The 21,510-nt window shown below is 72.5% G+C and carries 20 protein-coding genes and 3 pseudogenes; 14 read left to right on the plus strand and 9 right to left on the minus strand.

Features of this window, described 5'->3' with window-relative positions; translation table 11 throughout:
- Window positions 1-135 precede the first annotated feature (135 nt).
- The 6 genes and pseudogenes from AB0B29_RS29155 (at window position 136) to AB0B29_RS29180 (ending at window position 4,139) form a co-directional block, all read left to right on the plus strand.
- Window positions 136-513, plus strand: a complete 378-nt coding sequence (locus AB0B29_RS29155) for an anti-sigma factor antagonist (protein ID WP_362244438.1) — start codon at window positions 136-138, stop codon at window positions 511-513.
- A 105-nt stretch (window positions 514-618) separates the two neighbouring features.
- Entirely contained in the window at window positions 619-1,281 is a 663-nt protein-coding gene (locus AB0B29_RS29160) for a DUF4230 domain-containing protein (protein ID WP_362244439.1), read from the plus strand.
- Between the two features lie 220 nt (window positions 1,282-1,501).
- Window positions 1,502-2,047 carry a VanZ family protein gene (locus AB0B29_RS29165; protein WP_362244440.1) on the plus strand — a complete coding sequence of 182 codons (546 nt, stop codon included), beginning with the start codon at window positions 1,502-1,504 and terminating at the stop codon, window positions 2,045-2,047.
- Between the two features lie 164 nt (window positions 2,048-2,211).
- Window positions 2,212-2,343 (plus strand): annotated as a pseudogene (locus tag AB0B29_RS29170) (IS256 family transposase); the annotation flags it as partial.
- A gap of 48 nt (window positions 2,344-2,391) precedes the next feature.
- A complete protein-coding gene (locus AB0B29_RS29175; RefSeq protein WP_362244607.1) occupies window positions 2,392-3,372 on the plus strand; it encodes a threonine ammonia-lyase in 981 nt (326 codons plus the stop codon).
- 110 nt (window positions 3,373-3,482) lie between these two features.
- Window positions 3,483-4,139, plus strand: a complete 657-nt coding sequence (locus tag AB0B29_RS29180; protein WP_362244441.1) for a maleylpyruvate isomerase N-terminal domain-containing protein — start codon at window positions 3,483-3,485, stop codon at window positions 4,137-4,139.
- 48 nt (window positions 4,140-4,187) lie between these two features.
- Here AB0B29_RS29180 and AB0B29_RS29185 read toward each other — a convergent pair.
- The 5 genes and pseudogenes from AB0B29_RS29185 to AB0B29_RS29205 all read right to left on the minus strand — a co-directional run.
- Window positions 4,188-4,337 (minus strand): annotated as a pseudogene (locus tag AB0B29_RS29185) (IS630 family transposase); the annotation flags it as partial.
- A gap of 28 nt (window positions 4,338-4,365) precedes the next feature.
- Window positions 4,366-4,653, minus strand: a pseudogene (locus AB0B29_RS29190) (Tn3 family transposase); the annotation flags it as partial.
- Between the two features lie 77 nt (window positions 4,654-4,730).
- On the minus strand, window positions 4,731-5,429 hold the full coding sequence (locus AB0B29_RS29195) for a DUF4158 domain-containing protein (RefSeq protein ID WP_362244442.1): 699 nt from the start codon (window positions 5,427-5,429) through the stop codon (window positions 4,731-4,733).
- Between the two features lie 153 nt (window positions 5,430-5,582).
- Window positions 5,583-5,819: a hypothetical protein gene (locus AB0B29_RS29200; protein WP_362244443.1), complete on the minus strand. Its 237-nt coding sequence runs from the start codon at window positions 5,817-5,819 to the stop codon at window positions 5,583-5,585.
- A gap of 66 nt (window positions 5,820-5,885) precedes the next feature.
- A complete protein-coding gene (locus AB0B29_RS29205; RefSeq protein ID WP_362244444.1) occupies window positions 5,886-6,695 on the minus strand; it encodes an SDR family oxidoreductase in 810 nt (269 codons plus the stop codon).
- Window positions 6,696-6,862: 167 nt separating this feature from the next.
- On the opposite strand from AB0B29_RS29205, the gene AB0B29_RS29210 reads away from it, so the two are divergent.
- From AB0B29_RS29210 to AB0B29_RS29225, 4 genes are all read left to right on the plus strand, one after another.
- Entirely contained in the window at window positions 6,863-7,903 is a 1,041-nt protein-coding gene (locus AB0B29_RS29210) for a PHP domain-containing protein (RefSeq protein ID WP_362244445.1), read from the plus strand.
- Window positions 7,904-7,942: 39 nt separating this feature from the next.
- A complete protein-coding gene (locus AB0B29_RS29215) occupies window positions 7,943-8,608 on the plus strand; it encodes an HAD family hydrolase (protein ID WP_362244446.1) in 666 nt (221 codons plus the stop codon).
- A gap of 205 nt (window positions 8,609-8,813) precedes the next feature.
- A complete protein-coding gene (locus AB0B29_RS29220; protein ID WP_362244447.1) occupies window positions 8,814-9,956 on the plus strand; it encodes an FUSC family protein in 1,143 nt (380 codons plus the stop codon).
- A gap of 232 nt (window positions 9,957-10,188) precedes the next feature.
- Window positions 10,189-11,217, plus strand: a complete 1,029-nt coding sequence (locus tag AB0B29_RS29225; protein ID WP_362244448.1) for an SDR family oxidoreductase — start codon at window positions 10,189-10,191, stop codon at window positions 11,215-11,217.
- Between the two features lie 278 nt (window positions 11,218-11,495).
- Here AB0B29_RS29225 and AB0B29_RS29230 read toward each other — a convergent pair whose 3' ends face one another.
- From AB0B29_RS29230 to AB0B29_RS29245, 4 genes are all read right to left on the minus strand, one after another.
- On the minus strand, window positions 11,496-11,777 hold the full coding sequence (locus AB0B29_RS29230) for a hypothetical protein (protein ID WP_362244449.1): 282 nt from the start codon (window positions 11,775-11,777) through the stop codon (window positions 11,496-11,498).
- A gap of 61 nt (window positions 11,778-11,838) precedes the next feature.
- Window positions 11,839-13,128 carry an ROK family transcriptional regulator gene (locus AB0B29_RS29235; protein ID WP_362244450.1) on the minus strand — a complete coding sequence of 430 codons (1,290 nt, stop codon included), beginning with the start codon at window positions 13,126-13,128 and terminating at the stop codon, window positions 11,839-11,841.
- A gap of 210 nt (window positions 13,129-13,338) precedes the next feature.
- A complete protein-coding gene (locus AB0B29_RS29240; protein WP_362244451.1) occupies window positions 13,339-14,301 on the minus strand; it encodes a phosphotransferase family protein in 963 nt (320 codons plus the stop codon).
- 30 nt (window positions 14,302-14,331) lie between these two features.
- Window positions 14,332-17,514, minus strand: a complete 3,183-nt coding sequence (locus tag AB0B29_RS29245) for a cytochrome P450 (RefSeq protein ID WP_362244452.1) — start codon at window positions 17,512-17,514, stop codon at window positions 14,332-14,334.
- 152 nt (window positions 17,515-17,666) lie between these two features.
- Between AB0B29_RS29245 and AB0B29_RS29250 the strand changes: the two genes are divergently transcribed.
- From AB0B29_RS29250 to AB0B29_RS29265, 4 genes are all read left to right on the plus strand, one after another.
- Window positions 17,667-18,314, plus strand: coding sequence for a PAS domain-containing protein (locus AB0B29_RS29250; RefSeq protein ID WP_362244608.1), 648 nt, complete (start codon window positions 17,667-17,669; stop codon window positions 18,312-18,314).
- 100 nt (window positions 18,315-18,414) lie between these two features.
- Window positions 18,415-18,909 carry an FBP domain-containing protein gene (locus AB0B29_RS29255; RefSeq protein ID WP_362244453.1) on the plus strand — a complete coding sequence of 165 codons (495 nt, stop codon included), beginning with the start codon at window positions 18,415-18,417 and terminating at the stop codon, window positions 18,907-18,909.
- 111 nt (window positions 18,910-19,020) lie between these two features.
- A complete protein-coding gene (locus tag AB0B29_RS29260) occupies window positions 19,021-20,274 on the plus strand; it encodes an FUSC family protein (protein WP_362244454.1) in 1,254 nt (417 codons plus the stop codon).
- A gap of 45 nt (window positions 20,275-20,319) precedes the next feature.
- Window positions 20,320-21,483 carry a hypothetical protein gene (locus AB0B29_RS29265; RefSeq protein ID WP_362244455.1) on the plus strand — a complete coding sequence of 388 codons (1,164 nt, stop codon included), beginning with the start codon at window positions 20,320-20,322 and terminating at the stop codon, window positions 21,481-21,483.
- Window positions 21,484-21,510 lie beyond the last annotated feature (27 nt).

Here is a 21,510-nt window from a genome sequence, read left to right on the forward strand (position 1 = left end):
TCGGCAGGAATTCAAAGACATATGTCAATCGAACATGCTCAAATTCACTCGTTGGAGGGTAACTTGCAGGGCGGGGACCGGCATTGAGGCCGTAGCCCCTCCCCACGCACGGAGCAGGCTGGAGGCGATCTCGTCGTGCGGCAGGAACCTGCACCGCTCACCCGGCATCTGCGCGTGCGCCGGGAACCGGGACACACGGTGCTGGAGTTCCGCGGCGAGATCGATCTCGCCGCGGCCTCGGAGATCGCACCGCACCTGGACCGGGAGACGGACCGCCCGGCCGCCCGGATCGTCATCGACCTCAGCGGGATCGACTTCTTCGACTGTTCCGGACTGCGGCTGCTGTACCGAGCCCGCAGCCGGGTGCTCGAGCGGCGGGGCCAGGTGCTCCTCGTCTGCGCGCACCCGCTGACGCTGCGCGTCCTGCGGATCACCGGCCTGTCCCGGCTGCTGCCTCCACAGCCGACGCTGGACGCGGCGCTGGAGCAGCCTGAGGCGACGCCCCGCCCCTGACGGCTATGCGCCCCGCATGCTTCCGCCGGAGTCGCCCCATCCCGAACTCGGCGGTCTGGCAGGGGGTGTGGCGGGCATCCGGTCAGTAGGAAGGAGGGCCGTCGCATGACGACTCCCGTCAAGCGCCTCCCCGGGCGCATGCCCGGCTGGGCGAAGGTGGTGACCGCGCTCGTGCTGCTGCTCGTCGTGTTCTTCGCCGGACTCCGGCTGAGCGTGATCCCGGGCCTGAAGGACCTGTTCGGCACCGAGACCCAGGACCGGTCCGGCCCCGCGCTGCTGAAGTCCATCCAGGACATCAGCCGCTATGACGCCGCGTCCGGCAACTTCCAGGTCGTCGTGGACCTGGAGAAGGACGCCAAGCTCCTGCCCGACGCGATCCGCGGCACCCGCACCCTGTACGTCGGCGCGGGCACCGTCGACGCCTACGTCGACCTGGGCAAGGTCGGCGAGAACGACGTGCGGGTCAACGCCGACCGCACGTCCGCCACACTCCGGCTGCCCCACGCGCAACTGGGCAGGCCCGCCCTCGACCCCGATCGCTCCTACGCGGTCTCCAAGCAACGCGGTCTCTTCGACCGGCTCGGCGACCTCTTCTCGGACAACCCCAACGGAGAGCAGGCCGTGCAGAAGCTCGCGGTGCGGCACATCGGCGACGCGGCGAAGGAGAGCGAGCTGACCGCACGCGCCGAGTCGAACACCACCGGCATGCTCGAAGGCCTGCTGCGCTCGCTGGGGTTCAAGGAGGTGCGCGTCTCGTACGGGAGCTGACCGGCTTCCGGGGCGCCGCAGGGCCCGTGCGCCCTGCGGCGTCGTGCTCATCGGGAGTCACACCGTCCGGGAGTGCCGGGGCGGAACGCGGGGCAACCGAGGGTGGGAACGGTCCCGGGCGACACCGCCCGGGACCGTGGCCCGCCCCCCACGGCATCGTCGGTGTGTCCGGGGGTAACCGCCCTGTCACGCAGGGAAATTGAAGAGTGGAGGACCCCCCATGGCCAGTGCTGCCTCACGTTCCCGGACCACCGGGCACGGGAGCGAGCGACGCCCGCTCCCGTGGCCCGTCCGGCTGCTGGCGATGCTGTGCGCGTTCCTGTTCATGGTCGCCTTCGCGGTGGTGCTGGCCCGGCTGACCCTGCAGCCCTCGCCGGCCTCGGAGGCGCTGACCCACAGCAATCTGCAACCGGGCAGTTCCCTGAAGGCCTATCTCGACCAGCCCGAACTTCGGGACGCGTACAAGCAGATCGGCGGAAACATCCTGCTCGGCATTCCCTTCGGTGTCCTGGTGCCCGTGGTCGCCCCCCGCACCCGCGGCATCCTGCGCGTGCTGCTCCTGACCGCGATCGTGATGCTCCTGGTGGAGTTCGCCCAAGGGGCTCTCGTCACCGGCCGCGCCTTCGACATCGACGACGTCATCCTCAACACCACGGGCGCGCTCATCGGTTACCTGCTGCTGGGGCGCCGCCTCAGCAGGGCCGTCCACGCACGCAAACCCCGCCCGGCCCGGGCGGAGCAGAAGCCGTCAGCGGGCAAGGTCTAGGCCCGGTTCTCGTATAGCTGCGGCCAGGACGCGTGTACCCCTGCGTAACACTCAGGTCTGCGGTCTGCGGTCTGCGGTCTGCGGTCGGTGCGAGGGTCGGCGGACAGCGGTAGCAGTCGATTCCGGAGCAAGCAATCGTCCGCGAGGGCGGGAGGCGGATGCTGGCCGCCGCCCTGGAGATGGTGTTCAAAGTTGTCGAGTCCGCCCAGGCGCGCTGGCGTGCGGTCACCGCACCCCACCTCGTCGCCCTCGTCCGGGCCGACGCCCGCTTCGAGCATGGTCACCTCGTCGAACGCTCCGAGTTGCTCATGGAACCAGCGCTGGTGGCGTTACGCTGCTGTGTCGTGCAGGAGACGCGCCTCGATACTGCTCGGATCCGGGCGGCTCGCCGGGTAATCGACCCAGTGTTTCTCGACACTCCGCTTTACCGCTGCGAGGCGCTGGAGCCCGGCCTCGGGTGCGCGGTGAGCATCAAACTCGAAACGGCGAACCCGGTCCGCAGCTTCAAGGCCCGCGGCACCGAGGTCGTCGCGAGCCTGCTGGCCGACAATGCCTCGCGAGCCGCGGTGTGCGCCAGCGCGGGCAACCTTGGCCAAGCCCTCGCGTGGTCCGGTCGCGGCCGAGGGCTCGATGTCACCGTCGTGGCATCCCGCTTCGCGACTGCGGCCAAGCTTGATCGCATCCGCGCGCTGGGCGCCAGGTTGGAGCTGGTGGACGGCGACCACGAGATGGCTCGCGAGCGGGCGGTGGCCATCGCGCGGTACGACGGCATCCGGCTGGTCGAAGACAGCCTGGACATCGAGACCTGCGAGGGCGCGGCGACCATCGGCCTGGAACTGGTGGACACCGTGCCGTCGTTCGACACTGTCCTGATCGCTCTCGGCGGTGGGGCGCTGGCCACCGGCGTGGGCCATGTGGTGAAGGCATTGGCACCCGAGGTCGAGGTGATCTGCGTCCAGCCGCTGGGCGCACCAGCGCTGACATACTCGTGGCGCCAACGACGTGTCGTCACCACCGACTCGACCAACACCATCGCTGACGGCGTCGCCGGCCGACTTCCCATCCCGGCCGTCCTGGACGACCTCCTTCTGGTCGCTGACGACGCCGTCCTGGTCCAAGAGGCGTCGATCATCGCCGGCATGCGGATGCTGCTTGACCACGCTGGCCTCGTCGTCGAACCGTCGGCAGCGCTCGGCATCGCGGCGATCCTCGAAGACCGTGACCGCTTCGCTGGCCGACACGTCGTCACCATCGTGTGTGGTAGCAACGTCGACGTAGACGCCTATCACCGCTGGGTCAGCGCGGCTCCCATCCACAGGTCTTGACAGCTACTCGTCGTTCCGCTTCCAGTGCTGTGACCGCATACGTTCGCCGGGTTGGTGGACTGGTGATTAATGGGAGGGGTGGCTCCTTCCGGTCGCGGTACGGTCCTGCCATGTCCCGATCAGCCGATGTTGGCCTCTCCCAGCCCCCCGTCACCGCGGATGACCTCGACCTTGCCGTGCAGCTCGCTGTGGCAGTCCTTCGCGAGGCGCCCCCAGCTGCTTGGGAAGGCAAGGCCGGTTCGCTGGAATGGGACTGCTGGGAAACCGTCGAGCACCTCAGCGACGACCTCTTCGCCTACGCTGCGCAACTGGGTCCCAAAACACCGCCCCTGGACGGCGAGGTGCCCTTCGTATGGGAGAGCCGACGGCCTGGCGGCCCAGCGAACGCCATTCACGCGAACCGCAAGGCGGGGCCCGCCGGCTTGCTGCAGGTGCTGGAAGCGAGCGGCGCGCTGCTGGTCGCCATGGTGCGCACGACGCCTCCGCAGACTCGCGCTCACCACGTCTTCGGCGTCTCGGACGCCGAGGGCTTCGCGGCGATGGGGATCGTGGAGACCCTGGTGCACACGCACGACCTGGCACAAGGACTCGATCTCGCATGGAGCCCGCCTGCCGATCTGTGCTCTCGGGTGCTCGCCCGGCTGTTTCCGAACGCACCGTTGTCCACGGATACCTGGCCCACCCTCTTGTGGGCCACCGGACGCGCCGAACTACCCGGGCACCCTCGTCTCACCGCATGGCGCTGGGACGGTACACCCCGGGCATAGGCTCAGGCGTTTCCGCCACAGAGGAGAGGTTCGGCCGCGGTTGGCTGGTCAGGCTGCTGCGGAGAGCGGTCGGCCACCCCGGCGGATGCCCTTCTCGCTTCGGATGCGGGCGCGTTCTTTGCGCTCGGCGGCCAGGACGTCGCGGTGGCAGGAGTTGGCATTGCGCCAGCTCAGGTAGGCGTGCAGGGCCCGAGCTCTCGCCGTGCTTGCCGGTCACCGCGACGCGTTTGATGCCCATGTTGGTGCCCAGCCCGAACAGCACGAGTAGCAGTCGGCGCCGCAGCACGTCCTTGGACAGGTTCTCGCGGGTGGCCACCGAGGTGAACTCGGCGGTGAAGCCGGTGTCGAACTCGGCGTACTTCAGGATGTCCAGCAGGTCGATCGTCCCCCAACGCCGTTCGATCTCGCCCTTGATGGCGACCAGGGACTCCGGTTCCTCCTGCTTGCCGCGCGGGGATACCCTGATCCACGGCTCGCCGTGCTTCTTGACGATCGCAACCCCGCCCGTGGACACCCTCCAGCGATACCGTCTCCGCCGGGTCGAAGAACGCGCCTTCCCTCAGCGGCTGCTCCAGGTACCGCTACAGCAGGTCAATCGCGTCCATCACCGGCCGGTATGCGGTGTTGTTGCACTTCAGCTCCAGCGCTTTCAGCAGCGGCGAGAGCCTCCGCCGCCAGTGCGCTGTTCAGCTCCTTGTCGACCTTCCGCTCCGCGCGGGTGTTGATCTTCAGTACGAGTTGGATGAACAGGTCCACCAACGAGTCAGTGATCTCCGTCTGCCGAACGTGGCACAGCGTGGCAACCAGCGTCAGGCGCCGGGGCGGCTTCATTCGCTCCAAGTTCGCCGGATACTCCTTCGACGCCCGTGCCCGCCAGGCGTCCACCAGCTTCTCCGACACGTCCGCGAACACGTCGGCGGGCAGCTCCAGCCGCCTCACCCGCTCCAGCTTGTTCACCTCCGCCAGCAAACTCTCCAGGCCCGGGGCGCACACAGCTCGGTGGCCAGCCACCCGGCCAGCCGCTCCTGGTCCTCCTCGGTGTTCGCCCGGAACCCGTGCGCCGCGGGCCCACGCCTCGGTCGGCACCTTCACCTGTCGGGCCACGTACTCGATCGCGGCGGCCGGAACCTCCTTGGGCGACTCCGGGAACCGAGCCTCCACCTCGAAAAACTTCAGTAGCAGCGCGAACCCGAGCCGGGTTGGCCCGGACTTGTTCCGCACCCTCTTCATGTCGTCTTCGACTAGCGTCCAGACGTCGATCAGGTCCTCCGGCTCCCAGTCCTGCCGCACCGTACCCTCCGCCCACCCACGATCACTCGTTCAGCTCAACAAGGCGGCCGGCGAGGGGAAACGACGGCCCGGGACCGTCACTCAGCGCTACACACCACCTGGCCGTAGCTATACGAGAACAGGGCCGTCTGGCGGCACACGCCGCGTGCGGCGCTAATGCAAGGTCCAGGTGAACTTGTCTCCGCCGACCCAGCGGACCACGTCCGGATCGTCCATGTCGTGCACGGGGATGCCGAACGCGGCCGCGGCCGCCAGCACGTCGGTGACGGCCCGGGCCTCCCCGACCACCTGGCCGTCGATCTGCACGATCCGGAACGGCGGTGTGCCCGGCTGTACCCCGAGCACCAGGATCCGCGGGTGCGGTATGTACGGGCTCGCGCTTTCGGTCATGCATCGAGCCTAGAACGCAACCGGCGCCGACGCGGGTCCAGGGCTCCCGCCGGGCCGGCCGGCCGCTCAGGGGCGGCGCCAGTCGTGGCCGGTCAGGTGGGACCCGGCCTGCGGGCCCATGCGCAGCATGCCACCGTCGACGCTCCAGGAGGCGCCGGTGACGTACGAGGCGTCCGGACCGGCGAGGAAGGCGATGACCGCGGCGACCTCCCGGGCGTCTCCGGGCCGGCCGAGCGGGATGCCCGGGCGGCTCTCGGTGTGCGGGTCGGTGTCCTCCTGGCCGGTCATGGGCGTGGAGACCTCACCGGGGGCGACGGCGTTGACGGTGATGCGGTGCTCGGCCAGTTCGAGCGCCATGACCTGGGTGAGCAGCCCGAGGCCGCCCTTGGCCGCGCAGTAGGGGGCGGCACCCACCCGCGGCTGGTGCTCGTGGACGGACGTGACATTGATGATGCGGCCGCCCTCGCCGTGCCCGATCATGTGCCGGGCCGCCTTCTGCCCGCACAGGAAGGGCCCCACGAGATCCACGTCGAGCACCTCGCGCACGTCCGCCAGCTCCAGGTCGAGGAAGGGCGTCATGGTGCCGGTGCCGGCGTTGTTGACCAGCACGTCGATGCGGCCCAGCCGCTCGCACAGCTCGTCGACGGTGTCGGCGGCGTCGGGCAGCCGGGTGAGGTCCATCCGGGCGACCTCGGCCCGCTGCCCGTGCGCACGCACCTCCTCGGCCGTCTCCTGCGCCCCCTTCCGGTCGGAGTGATAGGTGATGCCGACGTCCATTCCCGCCCGCGCCAGGTGGACCGCGGTGGCGCGGCCGATGCCGGAGTCGGCGCCGGTGATCACGGCGACTTTGCTGGTGGGCGCGGTGGTTGCGGACATGGCAGGTCTCCTCGTCGAGGGGTGGGGGCGAGGCATCGCAGTACCCGGGGGCACACCGGGCAAACCGGGCCGCCCGTCGTGCGGCCGACGGGGCCGCCGGTGTGCCCGGTCGGCCGCCCGCCGTGCGGCCCGCCGGGCGCTGGGCAACGCTTGAGGTGGAGGTGACGATGGATCCCGTCGAGGCACTGGACCGGATCGCCTTCCTGCTGGAGCGGTCCCTGGCACCGACCTACCGCGTGCGCGCCTTCCGTACGGCGGCCCGCGTACTGAAGGACCTGGGCGGGGACGAGACGCGCCTGCGGGCGGCGGACGGCTCGCTGGAGAAGCTCAAGGGCGTCGGCCCCAAGACCGCCCAGGTGGTGCGGGAGGCGCTGGCCGGCGAGGTCCCCGGCTATCTGGACAAGCTGGAGCGCGAGGCGGGGGAACAGCCCGCCGTGCGGGGCGGGGAGCAGCTGCGGGCCCTGCTGCGCGGTGACTGCCATCTGCACTCCGACTGGTCGGACGGCGGCAGCCCGATCGAGGAGATGGGCCGGGCCGCCGCCGGGCTGGGCCATGAGTGGGCGGCGCTGACCGATCACTCGCCGCGGCTGACGGTGGCTCGCGGGCTGTCGCCCGAGCGGCTGCGGGAGCAGCTGGACGTGGTGGCGGGGCTCAACGAGACCTGGGCACCCTTCCGCCTGTTGACCGGCATCGAGTGCGACATCCTCGAGGACGGCACGCTCGACCAGGAGCCGGAGCTGCTGGACCGGCTCGACGTGGTGGTGGTGTCGGTGCACTCCAAACTGCGCATGGACGCCCGGTCGATGACCCGGCGGATGGTGGCCGCCGTGCGCGATCCGCACTCGGACGTCCTCGGGCACTGCACGGGGCGGCTGGTGACCGGGCGGGGACGGCCGGAGTCGGAGTTCGACGCGGACGAGGTGTTCGCCGCGCTCGCGGAGACGGGCACGGCCCTGGAGATCAACAGCAGGCCGGAGCGGCTGGACCCGCCACGGCGGCTGCTCCGTCGGGCCGTGGACGCCGGGGTGCTGTTCTCGATCGACACCGACGCGCACGCGCCGGGGCAGCTGGACTGGCAGATCAACGGGTGCGCACGGGCGGAGGAGTGCGCAGTGCCGCCCGAGCGGGTGGTGACCACGTGGTCCCTCGACGAACTGCTGGCCTGGACCCGTGAAGGTCGGATTCCGTCCGGCGTGGCGGGCGGCTGACGTGGTACCCGCCTGACCCGAGAGAAAGGGAACGCACCTATGGGAAGCGCGGGACGGGCGGCCGTGTTCGACGTCGACGGCACTCTGGTCGACACCAACCATCTGCATGTCGTGACCTGGTGGGAGGCGTTCCGGCAGGCGGGCCACCACGTGCCGATGCACGCCATCCACCGGGCCGTGGGCCTGCCGTCGACCGACCTGGTCGCCCATCTGCTGGGCGATGACCGGGACACCGGCCAGGACGCCGACATCAGCGCCGGTCACAAGGCGCTGTACGGGCAGTACTTCGACCGGCTGCCCGCACTGCCGGAGGCCGGAGCGCTGCTGCGGCGGCTGCACCGGGACGGCTGGACGGTGGTGCTGGCCACCTCGGCGGGCGGGGCGGAGCTGAGCGCGCTGCGCCGGGCGATCGACGCTGACGAGGCCATCGCCGCCACGGCGAGCGCCGACGACGTCAACGAGGGCAAACCCGCCCCCGAGCCGGTGGAGCACGCCCTGGAGCTGGCGGGGGTGCCGGCGGAGCGTGCGGTGTTCGTCGGCGACACCGTGTGGGACATGCGGGCGGGCAGCAGGGCCGGGGTCCGCTGTGTGGGCGTCCTGTGCGGCGGCATTCCGCGCGCCGACCTCGCGGAGTCCGGTGCGGACGCGGTCTACGCCGACCCGGCGCACCTGCTGTCCGCCCTCGGCGACAGCCCGCTGGCATGAACGGACGTGAAACCGCCGGTCAGGTGGATACCCACAGCGCATGACGCGTGTGACCAGTGCGGTACGGCGGAGGGCGGGAGCCCTCCGCGGGCGGAGGGACATGAACGGAGACACGGGGGCGGCCTCGGACGCATCGCCCCAAGGAGCATCCACGGCTCGGGGGCGGATGGACCATCTGCAGCAGAGAACGCGGAGCGTGCGGCCGATGGATGCCGTGCGGCGGGATTCGCGGTCGGCCTGGGAGGCCGTGCGGGCGGCCTGGCGCGGGCCCGGGCGGGAGCGGGACCTGGTCGTCCAGTCGCTGAAGGCCGCCGGGGCGGCCGTGCTCGCCTGGGTGGTGGGCGGCGTCTGGATGGGCGACCCGCTGGCGCTGATGGCGCCCTGGGTGGCGCTGGTGCTGGTGCAGGCCACCGTCTTCAGCTCCCTGGTGCAAGGGGCGCGGCAGTTCGGGGCCATCTGCGTCGGCACGCTGGTGGCCTCGGCGGCGCAGGCGATCACCGACGACACGCTCGGCGCGATCGCCCTGTCCGTACCGGTGCTGATGCTGCTCGCGAACTGGCCCCGCTTCGGCGACCAGGGCATCTACGCGGCGACCACGGCGCTGTTCACCATCTCCTCGGGCATGGTGAGTCTGTCCGCCGTCGGGCATCGGGTGGAGCAGGCGGCGATCGGCGCCGTCATCGGCGTCGCCGTCAACGCGTTCGTCCTGCCGCCGATCCACCTGCGGGACGTACGGACGAACCTGGCGGCGCTCGCCCGGGAGACGGGGGACGTGCTGCACCTCATCGCCGGCGACCTGCGCGAGGGCGAGTGGGACGCGCAGACCGCGGCCGGCTGGGTCAGCGCCTCGAACCGGCTGGACCACCGCCTGAAGGCGCTTCGCTCGGCACGCCGGTGGAGTCAGGAGAGCCTGCGCCTGACCTATGCCCCACTGCGCGCACTGCACCGGGTGCCGCACGACGGTGTCCTGCCGGCGGTGGAGGAGGACGAGCGGCTCAGCAGGGTCACCGGGCACGTCGCCACGCTGACCCGGGCGCTCGCGGTGTCCGTGGACGACAAGCGCACTCCCGCCCCGCCCGAGGGCCCGGCCCTGCGCTCGTACGCCCGCCTGCTGGAGCTGATCGGGGACGCCCTGTGCGCGGAGGCCGACAGTCTGTGCGACGGCAGTGTGACCGCCCGGCCGGGTGAGGAGACCGAGAAGGCCATGCAGGAGCTGCACGAGGAGTTGCAGGACGGACTGCGCCGGCACGCCGGGGAGGGGGCGGCCCACACCGCTGTCCTGGGCACGCTGCTGCTCCAGGCGGAGAACCTCTGGGCCGAGACCGTGCCGGGCGACCAGGAGCAGTGACACACCGCACCGGGCCTGGTGCCGGGTGCCGGGTGCCGGGTGCCGGGTGCGGAACAGCCGCAGATGGTCGTCCGTCGCACAAGGCCTGGGTCCGGACCGGACCCGGGCCCCTGAGCCGCCCCGGCCGCGATTCCGCCGTCCGGCCGGGGCGGTCCTCTCCCCCACATGCAATCCGTGCGTCCCGGGTACTCGGTCACCTCTCATGGAACCGGGCAGCCGGGAGGAGCACGACGTGAGCAGCGGAACGGGCATGAGGGTCGTCGTCACCGGCGCCACCGGCAACGTCGGCACGAGCGTGGTGCGGCTGCTGTCGGAGGATCCGGAGGTCGCCTCGGTGCTGGGTCTGGCCCGGCGGATCCCCGACTGGTCGCCGCCGAGGACGGACTGGGCCGCCGTCGATCTGGCCTCCGAGCGGTCCGACCTCGTGGAGCGGTTCTCGGACGCCGACGCGGTGGTCCATCTGGCCTGGGCGTTCCAGCCGACGCACGACCCGGCGACGACCTGGCGCACGAACGTGCTCGGCAGCATGCGGGTCTTCGAGGCGGTGGCCGGGGCGGGCGTCCCGGCTCTGGTGCACGCCTCCTCGGTCGGCGCGTACTCGCCCGGACCGAAGGACGAGACGGTGGACGAGTCGTGGCCGACACACGGCTGGCCCGACGCCGCGTACTGCCGGGAGAAGGCCTACCTCGAACGGGCGCTGGACACCTTCGAGCGCGACCACCCCGAGACGCGGGTGGTGCGGATGCGGCCCGCCTTCCTCTTCCAGCGGGAGTCCGCGAGCGAGCAGCGCCGCATCTTCGGCGGCCGGTTCCTGCCCGGCCCGCCGGTCCGCCCGGAGCTGCTGCCGTTCCTGCCGGACATCCCGGGGCTGCGGATGCAGGCGCTGCACACGGACGACGCGGCGAACGCGTACCGCCTGGCGCTGCGCGCCGACGTCCGCGGCGCCTTCAACCTGGCGGCCGACCCGCCGGTGGACGCGCGGCTGCTGGGCGAGATGTTCGACGCACGTCCGGTGCGGCTGCCGCGCGGCGTGGCGCGGTCGGCGATCGCCGCCGCCTGGGGTCTGCATCTGCTGCCCGCCTCCCCGCACCTGTTCGACGCGGTGCTGCGGCTGCCGCTCATGGACTGCACGCGTGCGCGTACGGAACTCGGCTGGCGGCCGGAGCACACGGCTCCCGAGGTGCTGGAGGAGTTCCTGCTGGGCCTCCAGCAAGGCGCGGGGGCGCCGACGGAACCGCTGCGGGGACGCAAGGTGGGCTGAGCCCCGCTGAGCCCCGCGAGCAGCGGACGAGCCATGCACCACCGGGCGACCGGCGCAGGGCATCGCGGCCGGGCGGTGCACGAGGCGAGCGGCCGTGGGCGTCCCGATCCGCTCACCACCGGGCGAGCGGCTCTGCCATCCGGACCCGCGCAGGACCGGTTGAGCGGCTCCTGACATGTTCGAGGGACATGTTCGAGCCGGGCATGTCCGAGGGGGACATGCCCGAGGGCCGCAGCCGACCCCCACAGTCGGCTGCGGCCCTCGGTGGGATGCCCTCCTCAGGCGGAGGGCTCGTCCGGCACCGGATGCTCGGGGTGAACCGTTCCCGAGTGCGGTGCTCCCTGCCGACCCGTCCCCGCTTCGTCCGTGTCGGGGACGTCGCCGGTGGGCTCGTCGGTCTCGTCGCCGCTTCGGCGCTCGGTCTTCTCGCCCTCGCCCGTGCCTGTGAAGCGCGGGGCGACCTCCCACGGGTCCTCGCCGACGTCTGCCTGCTGGTCCGGCATGTCCCGCGGGATGGGCTCACCGTTCTCGCCGGGTCCTTCGAGGCGGTGGTCGGTCACGGCGTGCTCCCTTCTGTGGTCCGGGCGCCACGCGAGTACCTCCGCGGTGATCGGCGAAACCTCAGCTCGGGGTCCGCTCCTGAAGTGCCGTGCGCCACGCGGGGAGCGGGTACTCCGGTGCCGGGTCGGGGCGCCGGCCGCCGCGGGCGAAGAAGTCGGCGAGCGGCAGGATCGCGGCGCCGACCGTGACCGCGTCGGGCCCGAGCCGGCCGAGGTCGACGGTCACCCTTCGGGCCGGGTGGCGCAGCGCGTACGACACGGCGTGCCGGCGTACGGCGGGCAGGAAGCGCGAGCCGAGCGCCAGGCCGGCCCAGCCGCCGATGAGGATGCGCTCGGGCTGGAAGAGGTTGATCAGGTCGGACAGGCCCGCCCCCAGGTACTCGGCGGTCTCCTCCAGGACGGCCAGCGCGACGGGGTCGGCCGCGCCGCCCTCGGGCGGGTGGGCCGCTGCGAGCATCGCCATGAGGGCGGTCTCCTCGTCGGCGCCGTCCTGGACCCGGCCGCCCTCCTCCCGCCAGCGGGCCAGCAGCGACTCGGCCCCCGCGTACGCCTCCAGACAGCCGAGCGCCCCGCACCGGCAGCGGCGGCCCCGCACCCGTACGGTCAGGTGCCCCCACTCGACCGCGCGGCCCTGCTCCACGTCCGGGGTGACGAGGCTCGCGCCGACGCCGGAGCCGAACAGCACCACGACGGCGTTGCGGGCGCCGCGTCCGGCGCCGAACCACATCTCGGCCTGGCCCAGTGTCTTGGCGCCGTTGTCGATGAAGTACGGGACGGTGTCCGGCAGCGGGGAACCGGCGCGGAGCAGCGCCTCCAGGGGGACGGCGTCCCAGCCGATGGTCTGCCCGTGCACGAGCGCGCCACGGTCCGCGGTGCGCTCGACGATGCCGGGGACCCCGATCCCGACGCCGAGGAGCAGCTCGGGCGCGAGGCCGGCGGTGTCCAGCACCTCGGCGATGCCCTGACGGATGTGGCCGACGATGGCCTCGACCTCGTAGCGCTGGGGTGCCAGCGGGTGCTCGGCACGGGCGAGTTCGGTGAGGGTCAGGTCGAAGAGTTCGACCCGGACCCGGGTCTCGCCGACGTCGACCCCGATCATGTGGCCGCTGCCGGGTGCGACGCGCAGCAGGGTGCGGGGGCGGCCGCCGTCGGAGTCGACGGTGCCGGCTTCCTCGACCAGTCCGTCGGCGACCAGGTCGGCGACGACGTTGCTGACGGAGCCGGAGCTCAGGCCGGTCGCCGGGCCGAGTTCGAAGCGGCTGAGCGGGCCGTCGAAGTAGAGCCTCTGCAGCACGGCCGTGCGGTTGGCCCGCCTGAGATCGCGTACCGTGCGCCCGTTCCGCGCAGCCATGTGGCTCCCCTCGCGTCCCCTGTCCGACCTGCAACATACCGGCGGTGCCGACCCGGGCGCGAGATTCCTCCACTCCTTATTTCACGAGGTGAGCTAACCGGTGTCCGATCGGCTGGCTCAGGGATACACCGGTGTCCGGTCCATGGGCTCAGGAGGTCACCGGTGTCCGGTGGGCGCGCTCAGCAGGTCACCGGTGTCCGGTCGGCGGGCTCAGGAGGTCTGCTCGATCTCGTCCAGGGCCGCGACGAGTTCGGGGGCGACCGTCTCCTGCACCCAGCGCTGCTGCTCCACCCCGGCCTCGCGGGGCACCGTTTCGGTCAGCATGATCAGGTACAGGTACACCCGGTACAGGGCCAGTCGCTGACGGGCCGGGGCGTCGAAGCGGGCCCGGCCGCCGGCCTCGCGGTAGCCCCCGAGGAAGTCCTCGTCCTTCCTGATGTCTCCGAGCAGCGCCAGGGAGACGAAGTCGGCCAGGGGGTCGCCCCAGAACATGCGCTCCCCGTCGATGAGGCCGCCGATGCGGGCCCGGCCGTCCACGCGGTCGACGAGAATGTTGCCCCGCCACAGGTCGAAGTGGACGAGGCAGGGCCGGGTCACCTCGTCGAGGGAGCCGTACGCGGACGCGGCGGTACGGGCCACGGCGTCGGGGGGCAGGGGCAGCCGGGCGCCGTAGCGCCGGGCGTCGTCGAGGACGGCGTCGAGCATGGCCGTGAACGCCGTTCGCCAGTCGGGGGCGAGCGGGCCGAGGGCGCCGGAGGGATAGCCGTAGCCGGGGCCGGTCACCTCGTGCAGCCGGGCCACCTGGCGTCCCAGGTCCGTGCGCAGGGCGGTCTGTTCCGGGTCGGTGAGGGTGCCGTCCCACGGTTCGCCGGGCAGGGCCGTCATCAGCAGGAAGTCGTCCCCCGCCGACACCGTCCGCGGCGCGGGGACCCCGACGCGGGCGGCCGAGCGGTAGAACTCGGCCTCGGAGACGAGCAGCCGCTTCTCGTGCCGCAGACCGGGGACGGCGGGGGCGGGCGGGATCTTCAGCACGTAGCGGCTGCCGCCGGTCAGGCGGAGTTCCTCGACGGTGTTGTAGGTGCCGCCGGTCAGCGGGGTGAGGTGGGCGAGGCGGCCGGGGTCCAGGCCCGCCGCCTGAAGGATGTGCCGGGCCCGTTCCCAGGAGTCCACCACCGTGTGCCCACCCCTCCCCTGCCGCATCGGTCAGCCGGCCGCGTACACGTCCTCGACGTAACGCCCGTCCGCGATCATTCCGTCGAGCCACTGCTCGGCGGCCGTCTCGTCGGCGCCCGGCGTGTGCTTCCGGAACAGGGTACGGAACGCCTCCCGTACCCCGGGCGCCATTCGGGAACCGTCACCGCAGACGTACACCCGCGCCCCGGAGTCCAGCAGCCCCCAGACCTCCTCGGCCTCGGCGGCGATCCGGTGCTGCACGAACCGCACCTCACCCTCGGGCGTCCGGCTGAAGGCGGGTCGCAGCAGGACGGCGCCGGCGGTCTCGGCGGCGCGCAGTTCCTCGGCGTGCAGGAAGTCCGCGTCGGGGGCGTCACAGCCGAAGTAGCACAGGGCCGGGGCGAGTTCGGTGCCGCTCGCGAGGGCGGCCGTACGGTCGGCGATGGTGCCGCGGAACGGGGCGAGGCCGGTGCCCGCAGCGACCATGACGACCGGTGCCGAGTCGCCGGTGACGTCGATGCGGAAGGCCTCCCGGCAGGGCTGCACACGCGCGTACACCGTGTCGCCGGGCTCGACGGTGGTGAGGTGGCCGGAGCCGGTACCGCGGTAGACGCCCTTGCCGGAGCGGGCGGGCGCTTCCAGCAGCGAGACCATCAGGTCCACGTGGCCGGGGTCGACGGCAGGCGAGGACGAGATCGAGTAGTGGCGCGGGCGCAGCGGGGTGAAGAGGTCGAGGAGCCGGGGCCAGTCCAGGGCGCCGCGCAGGGCCGGGTGGTCCTCCAGGATCTCCACCAGGGTGCGCGGGTCGTCGGTGAGGGCGGCCAGGGCCATGCGCTCCGGCGGGCACGGGTTGGCGGCGGCGAGCGCGGCCAGCTGCCCGGCGCTCGGGCGCTCCTGCAGCTCCACGTGGTGGGTGAGGAGCTGCCGTACCGTCACGGGGCGGTCCACGGCGATGCCGTCGCGGCGCGGGCGGGTGGCGCGGATGTCCAGGACGGTGTCCAGGTCGGCGCCGAGCGCGGCGGCGGCGCGGGCGACGAGGCCGGGGGCGTTGGCGGGGAGCACGGTGAGGTGGTCGGCGGTGCGGTAGGTGACGCCGTCCGGCAGGGCGACGCGCAGGAACCGCTTGCGCCGGGCGTAGCCGGGGGCGGTGAGGTCGCGCGCCTCGGTGACGCGCATGGGGACGAGGCCGTGCCGTTCGGCGAGGACGTCCAGTGGTCCGCCGGTCAGGGTGCGCACCTCGTAGGCGGAGGCGGGCTCGGGGTCCGGGGTCGTGGCGTCCGGGTCGCCGTGGCGCTCCAGGAGTGCTGTGCGCAGGGACGCGGTGAAGGCGCGGACGGTGCCGGTGAGGTCGCCGGAGGCGTCGGCGGCGGCGCGCTCCACCAGCCGGGCGGCGCCGGACTCGGCGAGCCGCTCGTCGATGCGGGTGGGGACGTGCTGGTAGGTGGCGGCCCAGTTGCGGTCGCCGATCCCGAGGACGGCGTAGGTCACGCCCGACAAGTCGTGGGTCTCCTCGAGCCGGGCGGCGAAGGCCGTGGCGTCGTCGGTGGGGCGGCCGTTGTAGGAGGCGGCGGTGATGACGACGGGCCGGTCGGTGGGCAGGCCGCCCGCGTAGGCGTCGAGAGGGGCCACTTCGGTCGTGCAGCCGATGGCGGCGGCCTCGTCGGCGAGCTGGGCCGCGAATTCACGGCAGGTGCCGTAGTTGCTGCCGTGCAGGAAGAGGGCGGCGGTGCCGGGGCGGACGCGGGCGGGCAGGTCGTGCGGCTCGTCCGAGGCGGTGTCCTGGGCCGGGACCGCTCCGGGCAGCGGGCTGTGGACGCGGTCGGCGGAGGTGCGGGGCGTCAGGGCGAGGGTGAAGCCCTCGGGCTTGAGGGTGAGGGTCTCCTTGACGTCGAGCCGGTAGCCGGCGTGGTCGCCCACCCGGTAGCGGTGGACGAGCATGGCCAGCAGCATGGTCGCCTCGTGCAGCGCGAACTGCCGCCCGATGCAGGCCCGCTCGCCGGTGCCGAACGGCTTGAAGGCGTGCACCGGCCGCTCGGCCTCCGCCTCGGCCGTGAAGCGGGAGGGGTCGAACAGCTCCGGGTTGTCACCCCATACGGGCTGCCGGTGCAGCATCGGCGAGAGGACCAGGACGCCCTGCCCGGCGCGCAGCGGGATGCGGCCGCCGAGCAGGGTGTCCTCGCGGGCCTCACGGGAGAACACGGCGGCGGTGGGCCACAACCGGAGCGCCTCGTTGAGGACCTGACGGGTGTAGGTCAGCCGGCCGACCTCGTCGAACGTCGGCTCGACGTCGGCCCGGTCGCCCCACAAAGCGTCGACCTCGCGCTGCACCAGCTGAAGTACGGCGGGGTGCTTGGCCAGGTAGTACAGCGCGAAGGACATTGCGCCGGAGGTGGTCTCGTGACCGGCGATCAGGAACGTGATGACCTGGTTGCGGATGTTGGCGGTGTCGAGCGTGGTGCCGTCGGCCGGGTGCCGGGCGGTGAGCATCAGGCCGAGGAGGTCGTCGGAGTCGCTCTGGTCGGTGCCGGTGCGCGCGGCGATGACCTCGTCGACGACCCGCGCGAGGTAGGCGGAGTCCTCCCGGAAGGCCGCGTCCTGTGCCGTGTAGTCCTGGCCGGGGACGCGTGCCAGGCGGGTCATGCTCCACTCCAGGCAGCGGACCATCGACTGGACGAAGGGGTGCGGCTCGGCCCGTTCGAAGGAACCGAAGTCGTAGCCGAAGCCGGCCAGTCCGATGGTGTCGAGCGTCATGCGGGTCATGTCGTCGGGCACGTTCACCGGCCGCCCGGCGCGGGCGTCGCGGTCCCAGGACGCAATGAGCCGGCGGGCCACCTCCAGCATCACGGGGTGGTAGGTGCGCATCGAGCCGAGCGCGAAGGCGGGCATGAGGATGTCGTGCGCCTTGGCCCAGTTGGGCTCGTCGTTGTACGCGGTGAACAAACCGTCGGCGGCGAACTCGCGGACGTTGCCCAGGCCGGGACCGATGTGCTTGGCGAACCGCTGCTCGTCGGCGAGTTCGGCCACGAGGTCCAGGTCGCTCACGAACAGGGTGTCCCGCCCGTACAGCCGCCGCACGAGGACCGGCCCGTGCTCGCGCATCAGGTCCATGACCTGCTGGATGGGCGCACCGCCGGGTCCGGTGGCGGAGATGTCGGCGACGGGGACGCCGGGGAGGTCGTCGGCGGTCAGGGGAGTCTGTCCGGTGGGGGGCATGACGCGGCAACTGCCTTTCACGGTACGGAAGTACTGCGATCCAGCGTGATCCACAGGGCCCGGGCGGCGACGCCGCTGCCCTACATGATTGTGTAGTGCGAGCAGATGCGCCGCTCTTGCGCGGGAGCGGCCCGGCGTGGCAGGAGAAGTCCGTGGACCTGGCCCGGCACGAGGCCGTGACGTGGCGCAACCGCGCGCTGCTGCTGTTCGACCGGGTCGCGATGCCGGTCGCGGTGTGTGACGTGTACGGGGCGGTACTGCTGGCCAATCCGGCGATGGCGGCGGAGTGCGGCAGGACGCCGGGACGGCTGCGCGGCCGCGATGTGCTGGAGCTGTTCAGCCCGCGGGAGGCCACGCAGGTGGAGCGCATCGCCGAGGCCCTGCGCCTGCGGCACCGCTCGCGCTACCAGGTGTCGGTGCGCTGGCGGGCCCCGGGCGGCGCGGAGCGCACCGGCGAACTGACGGCGGACCCGGTCAGCGACACGGCGGAGGACACCCCGGCCCTGCTGGTGATGCTCAGGGTGGACCCCGCATGCACCCCCTCCCCCGCCGCCCCCGCGGAACAGGCCCGGGTCACCCCGACGGAGGCCCGCATCCTGGCCCTCCTGGCCGCCGGTACCACCACGGCCCGAGCCGCCCGGGAGACCGGCCTCACCACCGACGGCGTGACCTACCACCTGCGCCGCCTGTCGTCCCGCTGGGACGCGTCCAACCGCACGGAACTGGTGGCCAGGGCCTATGCACTGGGGGTACTCAGACCGGGCGTCTGGCCGCCGGAGGTCGCGGGCGCCGGCTCCTGACGGAAATCCGGTCGCCCCTCGCGTCGCGACTGTCTAGTCTGATCCCACCCTCAAAACCTAGGACCCCTAGGTTTGCGAAAGACAACTCCGAGGAGCTCCCATGCAGCCGCTCACCGAGCAGGACATCCGCGCCTCCTTCGTCAACTGCTCGAAGGGCGAGGCCAAGCGGCTCGTCGTGCCCAGGGATCTCGACAGGCGGCCCTGGGGTGATCTCGACTTCCTCGGGTGGCGGGATCCGGGGGCGCCGGACCGGAGCTATCTGGTGGCCGAGCGGGACGGGCGGCTCGTGGGGCTGGCGATGCGGTTCCAGGCCGGGCAGCGCGGGTTCCTGCACCGCAGCATGTGTTCGCTGTGCCTGACCACGCACCCGCGGGGCGGGGTCTCGCTGATGACCGCGCGCAAGGCCGGGCCGGCCGGGCGTGAGGGCAACTCCGTCGGCGCGTACATGTGCACCGATCTCGCCTGCTCCCTGTACGTGCGGGGGAAGAAGGCGCCGGAGGCGGGGTCCCGCTTCGAGGAGAGCCTCACCCTGGAGGAGCAGATCGCGCGGACCAGAGGCCATCTGGCCGCCTTCCTCGACAAGGTGTACGCCTGAGCCCCTCGGTCGCCCGCGGTTTGCCCCGGCACTAACGTCCTTCATGAGCGTCCTTCATGGACGTGTTCGGTGGATGCGTTCGAGGCGCCGGGGAAGGGGAACAGCCCGAGGATGCGAGAGGTACGTGAGTGGACGGCGCGCGCCGAGCGGATCGTGAGGAAGCGTCGTGATCCGGTGGTCGTCCAGACGCTGCGGTCCGCGACGGCGGCGACGATCGCGTACGTCATCGCGCTGCGGCTGAGCCCCGAGCCGGCCCCGCTCACCGCTCCCCTGACCGCACTGCTGGTCGTCCAGGTGACGCTGTACGCCACGATCACCAACGGCTTCCGGCGGGTCAACGCCGTGGTGACGGGCGTGCTCGTCGCCATCGCGTTCAGCCTGCTGGTGGGCCTGACCTGGTGGAGCCTGGCCATGCTCCTGCTGGCCTCGCTGGTGGTGGGGCGGCTGGTCCGGGTGGAGGAGTACGTACCGGAGGTCGCGATCAGCGCGATGCTCGTCCTCGGCGTGACCAGCGTGGGGGACTACGCCTGGGCCCGGGTGGTGGAGACGCTGATCGGCGCGTCCGTCGGGCTCGCCTGCAACCTGCTGCTGGCTCCGCCGGTGTGGGTGGAGGAGGCGGGCGAGTCGATCGAGGGCCTGTCACGCCGGCTGCGGCAGCTGATGCTGCGGATGGGCGAGGAGGCCGCGGGCGGCACGCCCGTGGACCGCGCGGAAAGCCAGTTGCACGAGGCACGCCGCCTGGACCACGACATCGTCGAGGTGGACGCGGCGCTGCGGCAGGCCGAGGACAGTCTGCGGCTCAACCCGCGCGTGCAGGACAGCGTGCTGCACCGGGTCGTGATGCGCACCGGCCTGGACACGCTGGAGATCTGCACGGTCGTCCTGCGGGTGCTGGCCCGCTCCCTCACCGACCTCGCGAAGGAACGCGAGCCCGAGCCGCTGTTCGAGGCGGAGACCGGCGCCGCCCTGGCGCAGCTGCTGTCCGAGATCGCCGACGCCGTGGTGAGCTTCGCGGTGCTGGTCACCACGCACCTGAGCGCGAGCGCCGAGTCGGCGGAGGAGCGGCTCGCCGCGGAGCTGCGCACCGCCGCGGGCACCCGCGACAAGCTGGCCCTGCTGCTGCGCGAGGAGGCCGAGCGCGACCCGCGGCACTGGCAGCTTCCGGGAGCGGTCCTGACGGAGGTCAACCGCATCCTCGACGAGCTCGACACCGAGCACCGCACCCGCCGCCTGTTCGAGGAACTGGACCGTGTGTCGGGCGAGCAGCGGGCCCGGATGCCCCGTCTGACGCGGCTGAGGGAGCGGCTGGGCGTCACGGAGCAGATGTGGCGGAACCGCGCGGGGTTCGACGGGCGTTCTCGCTGAGGGGAACGCCGGCAGGGGGCCGGCACCCGAGGCGAGGAGCGGGACATGGCCGACACGAGCGTCCGGATCGACGGGAACACACTGCGGCTGCCGGGCGGGGTCGCCGTGCGGTTCATCCGCACCCTGCGCCTGCCGGAGTCGGGTACGCATCCGCTGCCTCCGGGCCTCGGCGAGTTCCCGGTGCGGCGCGTCGCGGACTACGCGGACCGGGTCCCCGAGGAGTGGCGGGCTCGCGGCGGCGTGATGCTGCCGGTGTATCTGCGCGAGGCGATGTGGCTGAGCTTCGCGGGCACCTCGGAGCCGGCCGCGCTCCAGGTCGGTGTCGGCAAGGTGTGCGCGGTCTCGGGCCGGCCCTGGAGCGACCGGCCGACTCGCGGGCCGCAGAACTACGTGGTGCTTCCCCGTCAGCCCTGGCTGGACGGCATCAACTCCGGCACGGGCACGGTCCGGCAGTTCGTGGCCGTCCCGCTCGGTCTGGGCGCCACCGTCGAGGGGCAGATCACGGGCGAGGAGGTGTGGGGCGGCGTCCAGCTGCAGTCCTTCGCGCTGAACGACCGGGAGCTGGCGCGGTGGCGTGAGGAGGAGCGGCTGCGGCAGGTGCCCCCCGTGCCCGCGCCGCCCGGCGGCTACGGCGCCGCGATGCCGGCCGCTTTCGGCAGTCCTGCCGCCGGTGGATACGGGGCGCCCGCGACCGGTGGCTACGGCTCCGCGATGCCGATGGCGGCCCCGGCCGCGCCGGGCGCCGTCCCGCCACCGGCCGCGACCGGTGCGGCCCCGTCGGCCCCCGGGGCCGCGCCCGCGGCGCCGGCGAGCGCTCCGCGCGCGGCCGCAGCGATGGGGCTGGGCGTCGGCGGCTCCATGCGGCAGGAGGTCTACCAGGACGACCGGCCCCTCTCGCACTGGTCGGACAAGCCCGCCGGGCGGGTGTTCGTGCACCTGGTGACACCGCCGGAGTGGCGCCGCATCACCGGCGAGGCCGCACCACCGTCGCCGGTGGACCGGGCCGCCTACACCCGGGCGGGCCTGCCCTGGTTCGACTACTTCGACCAGGATGCGGAGGACCTCGCCCCCACGGACACGCTCCAGTCCGTCAAGCCGGTCGGCGACTGGCTCGGCGACGACCACGAGCCCTGGCAGCCGCCCACGCCGGGACAGACGCACCAGCTGAAGCACGCCCCGGGCCGACCGGTCGCGGACGGGGACTGGTAGTCGGCCGTGAGCATCGCGGACGGGACC

The organism is Streptomyces tibetensis (genome assembly GCF_040647715.1).
GTDB lineage: Bacteria > Actinomycetota > Actinomycetes > Streptomycetales > Streptomycetaceae > Streptomyces > Streptomyces tibetensis_A.

What these genes read in the sequence shown, in the direction of transcription:
- AB0B29_RS29180 (WP_362244441.1), top strand. Translation starts at nt 3,483, where the DNA reads ATGTCCCGATCAGCCGATGTTGGCCTCTCCCAGCCCCCCGTCACCGCG.
- AB0B29_RS29210 (WP_362244445.1), top strand. Translation starts at nt 6,863, where the DNA reads ATGGATCCCGTCGAGGCACTGGACCGGATCGCCTTCCTGCTGGAGCGG.
- AB0B29_RS29220 (WP_362244447.1), top strand. Translation starts at nt 8,814, where the DNA reads ATGGATGCCGTGCGGCGGGATTCGCGGTCGGCCTGGGAGGCCGTGCGG.
- AB0B29_RS29165 (WP_362244440.1), top strand. Translation starts at nt 1,502, where the DNA reads ATGGCCAGTGCTGCCTCACGTTCCCGGACCACCGGGCACGGGAGCGAG.
- AB0B29_RS29260 (WP_362244454.1), top strand. Translation starts at nt 19,021, where the DNA reads ATGCGAGAGGTACGTGAGTGGACGGCGCGCGCCGAGCGGATCGTGAGG.
- AB0B29_RS29235 (WP_362244450.1), bottom strand. Translation starts at nt 13,128, where the DNA reads ATGGCTGCGCGGAACGGGCGCACGGTACGCGATCTCAGGCGGGCCAAC.
- AB0B29_RS29200 (WP_362244443.1), bottom strand. Translation starts at nt 5,819, where the DNA reads ATGACCGAAAGCGCGAGCCCGTACATACCGCACCCGCGGATCCTGGTG.
- AB0B29_RS29245 (WP_362244452.1), bottom strand. Translation starts at nt 17,514, where the DNA reads ATGCCCCCCACCGGACAGACTCCCCTGACCGCCGACGACCTCCCCGGC.
- AB0B29_RS29255 (WP_362244453.1), top strand. Translation starts at nt 18,415, where the DNA reads ATGCAGCCGCTCACCGAGCAGGACATCCGCGCCTCCTTCGTCAACTGC.
- AB0B29_RS29160 (WP_362244439.1), top strand. Translation starts at nt 619, where the DNA reads ATGACGACTCCCGTCAAGCGCCTCCCCGGGCGCATGCCCGGCTGGGCG.
- AB0B29_RS29205 (WP_362244444.1), bottom strand. Translation starts at nt 6,695, where the DNA reads ATGTCCGCAACCACCGCGCCCACCAGCAAAGTCGCCGTGATCACCGGC.
- AB0B29_RS29215 (WP_362244446.1), top strand. Translation starts at nt 7,943, where the DNA reads ATGGGAAGCGCGGGACGGGCGGCCGTGTTCGACGTCGACGGCACTCTG.
- AB0B29_RS29265 (WP_362244455.1), top strand. Translation starts at nt 20,320, where the DNA reads ATGGCCGACACGAGCGTCCGGATCGACGGGAACACACTGCGGCTGCCG.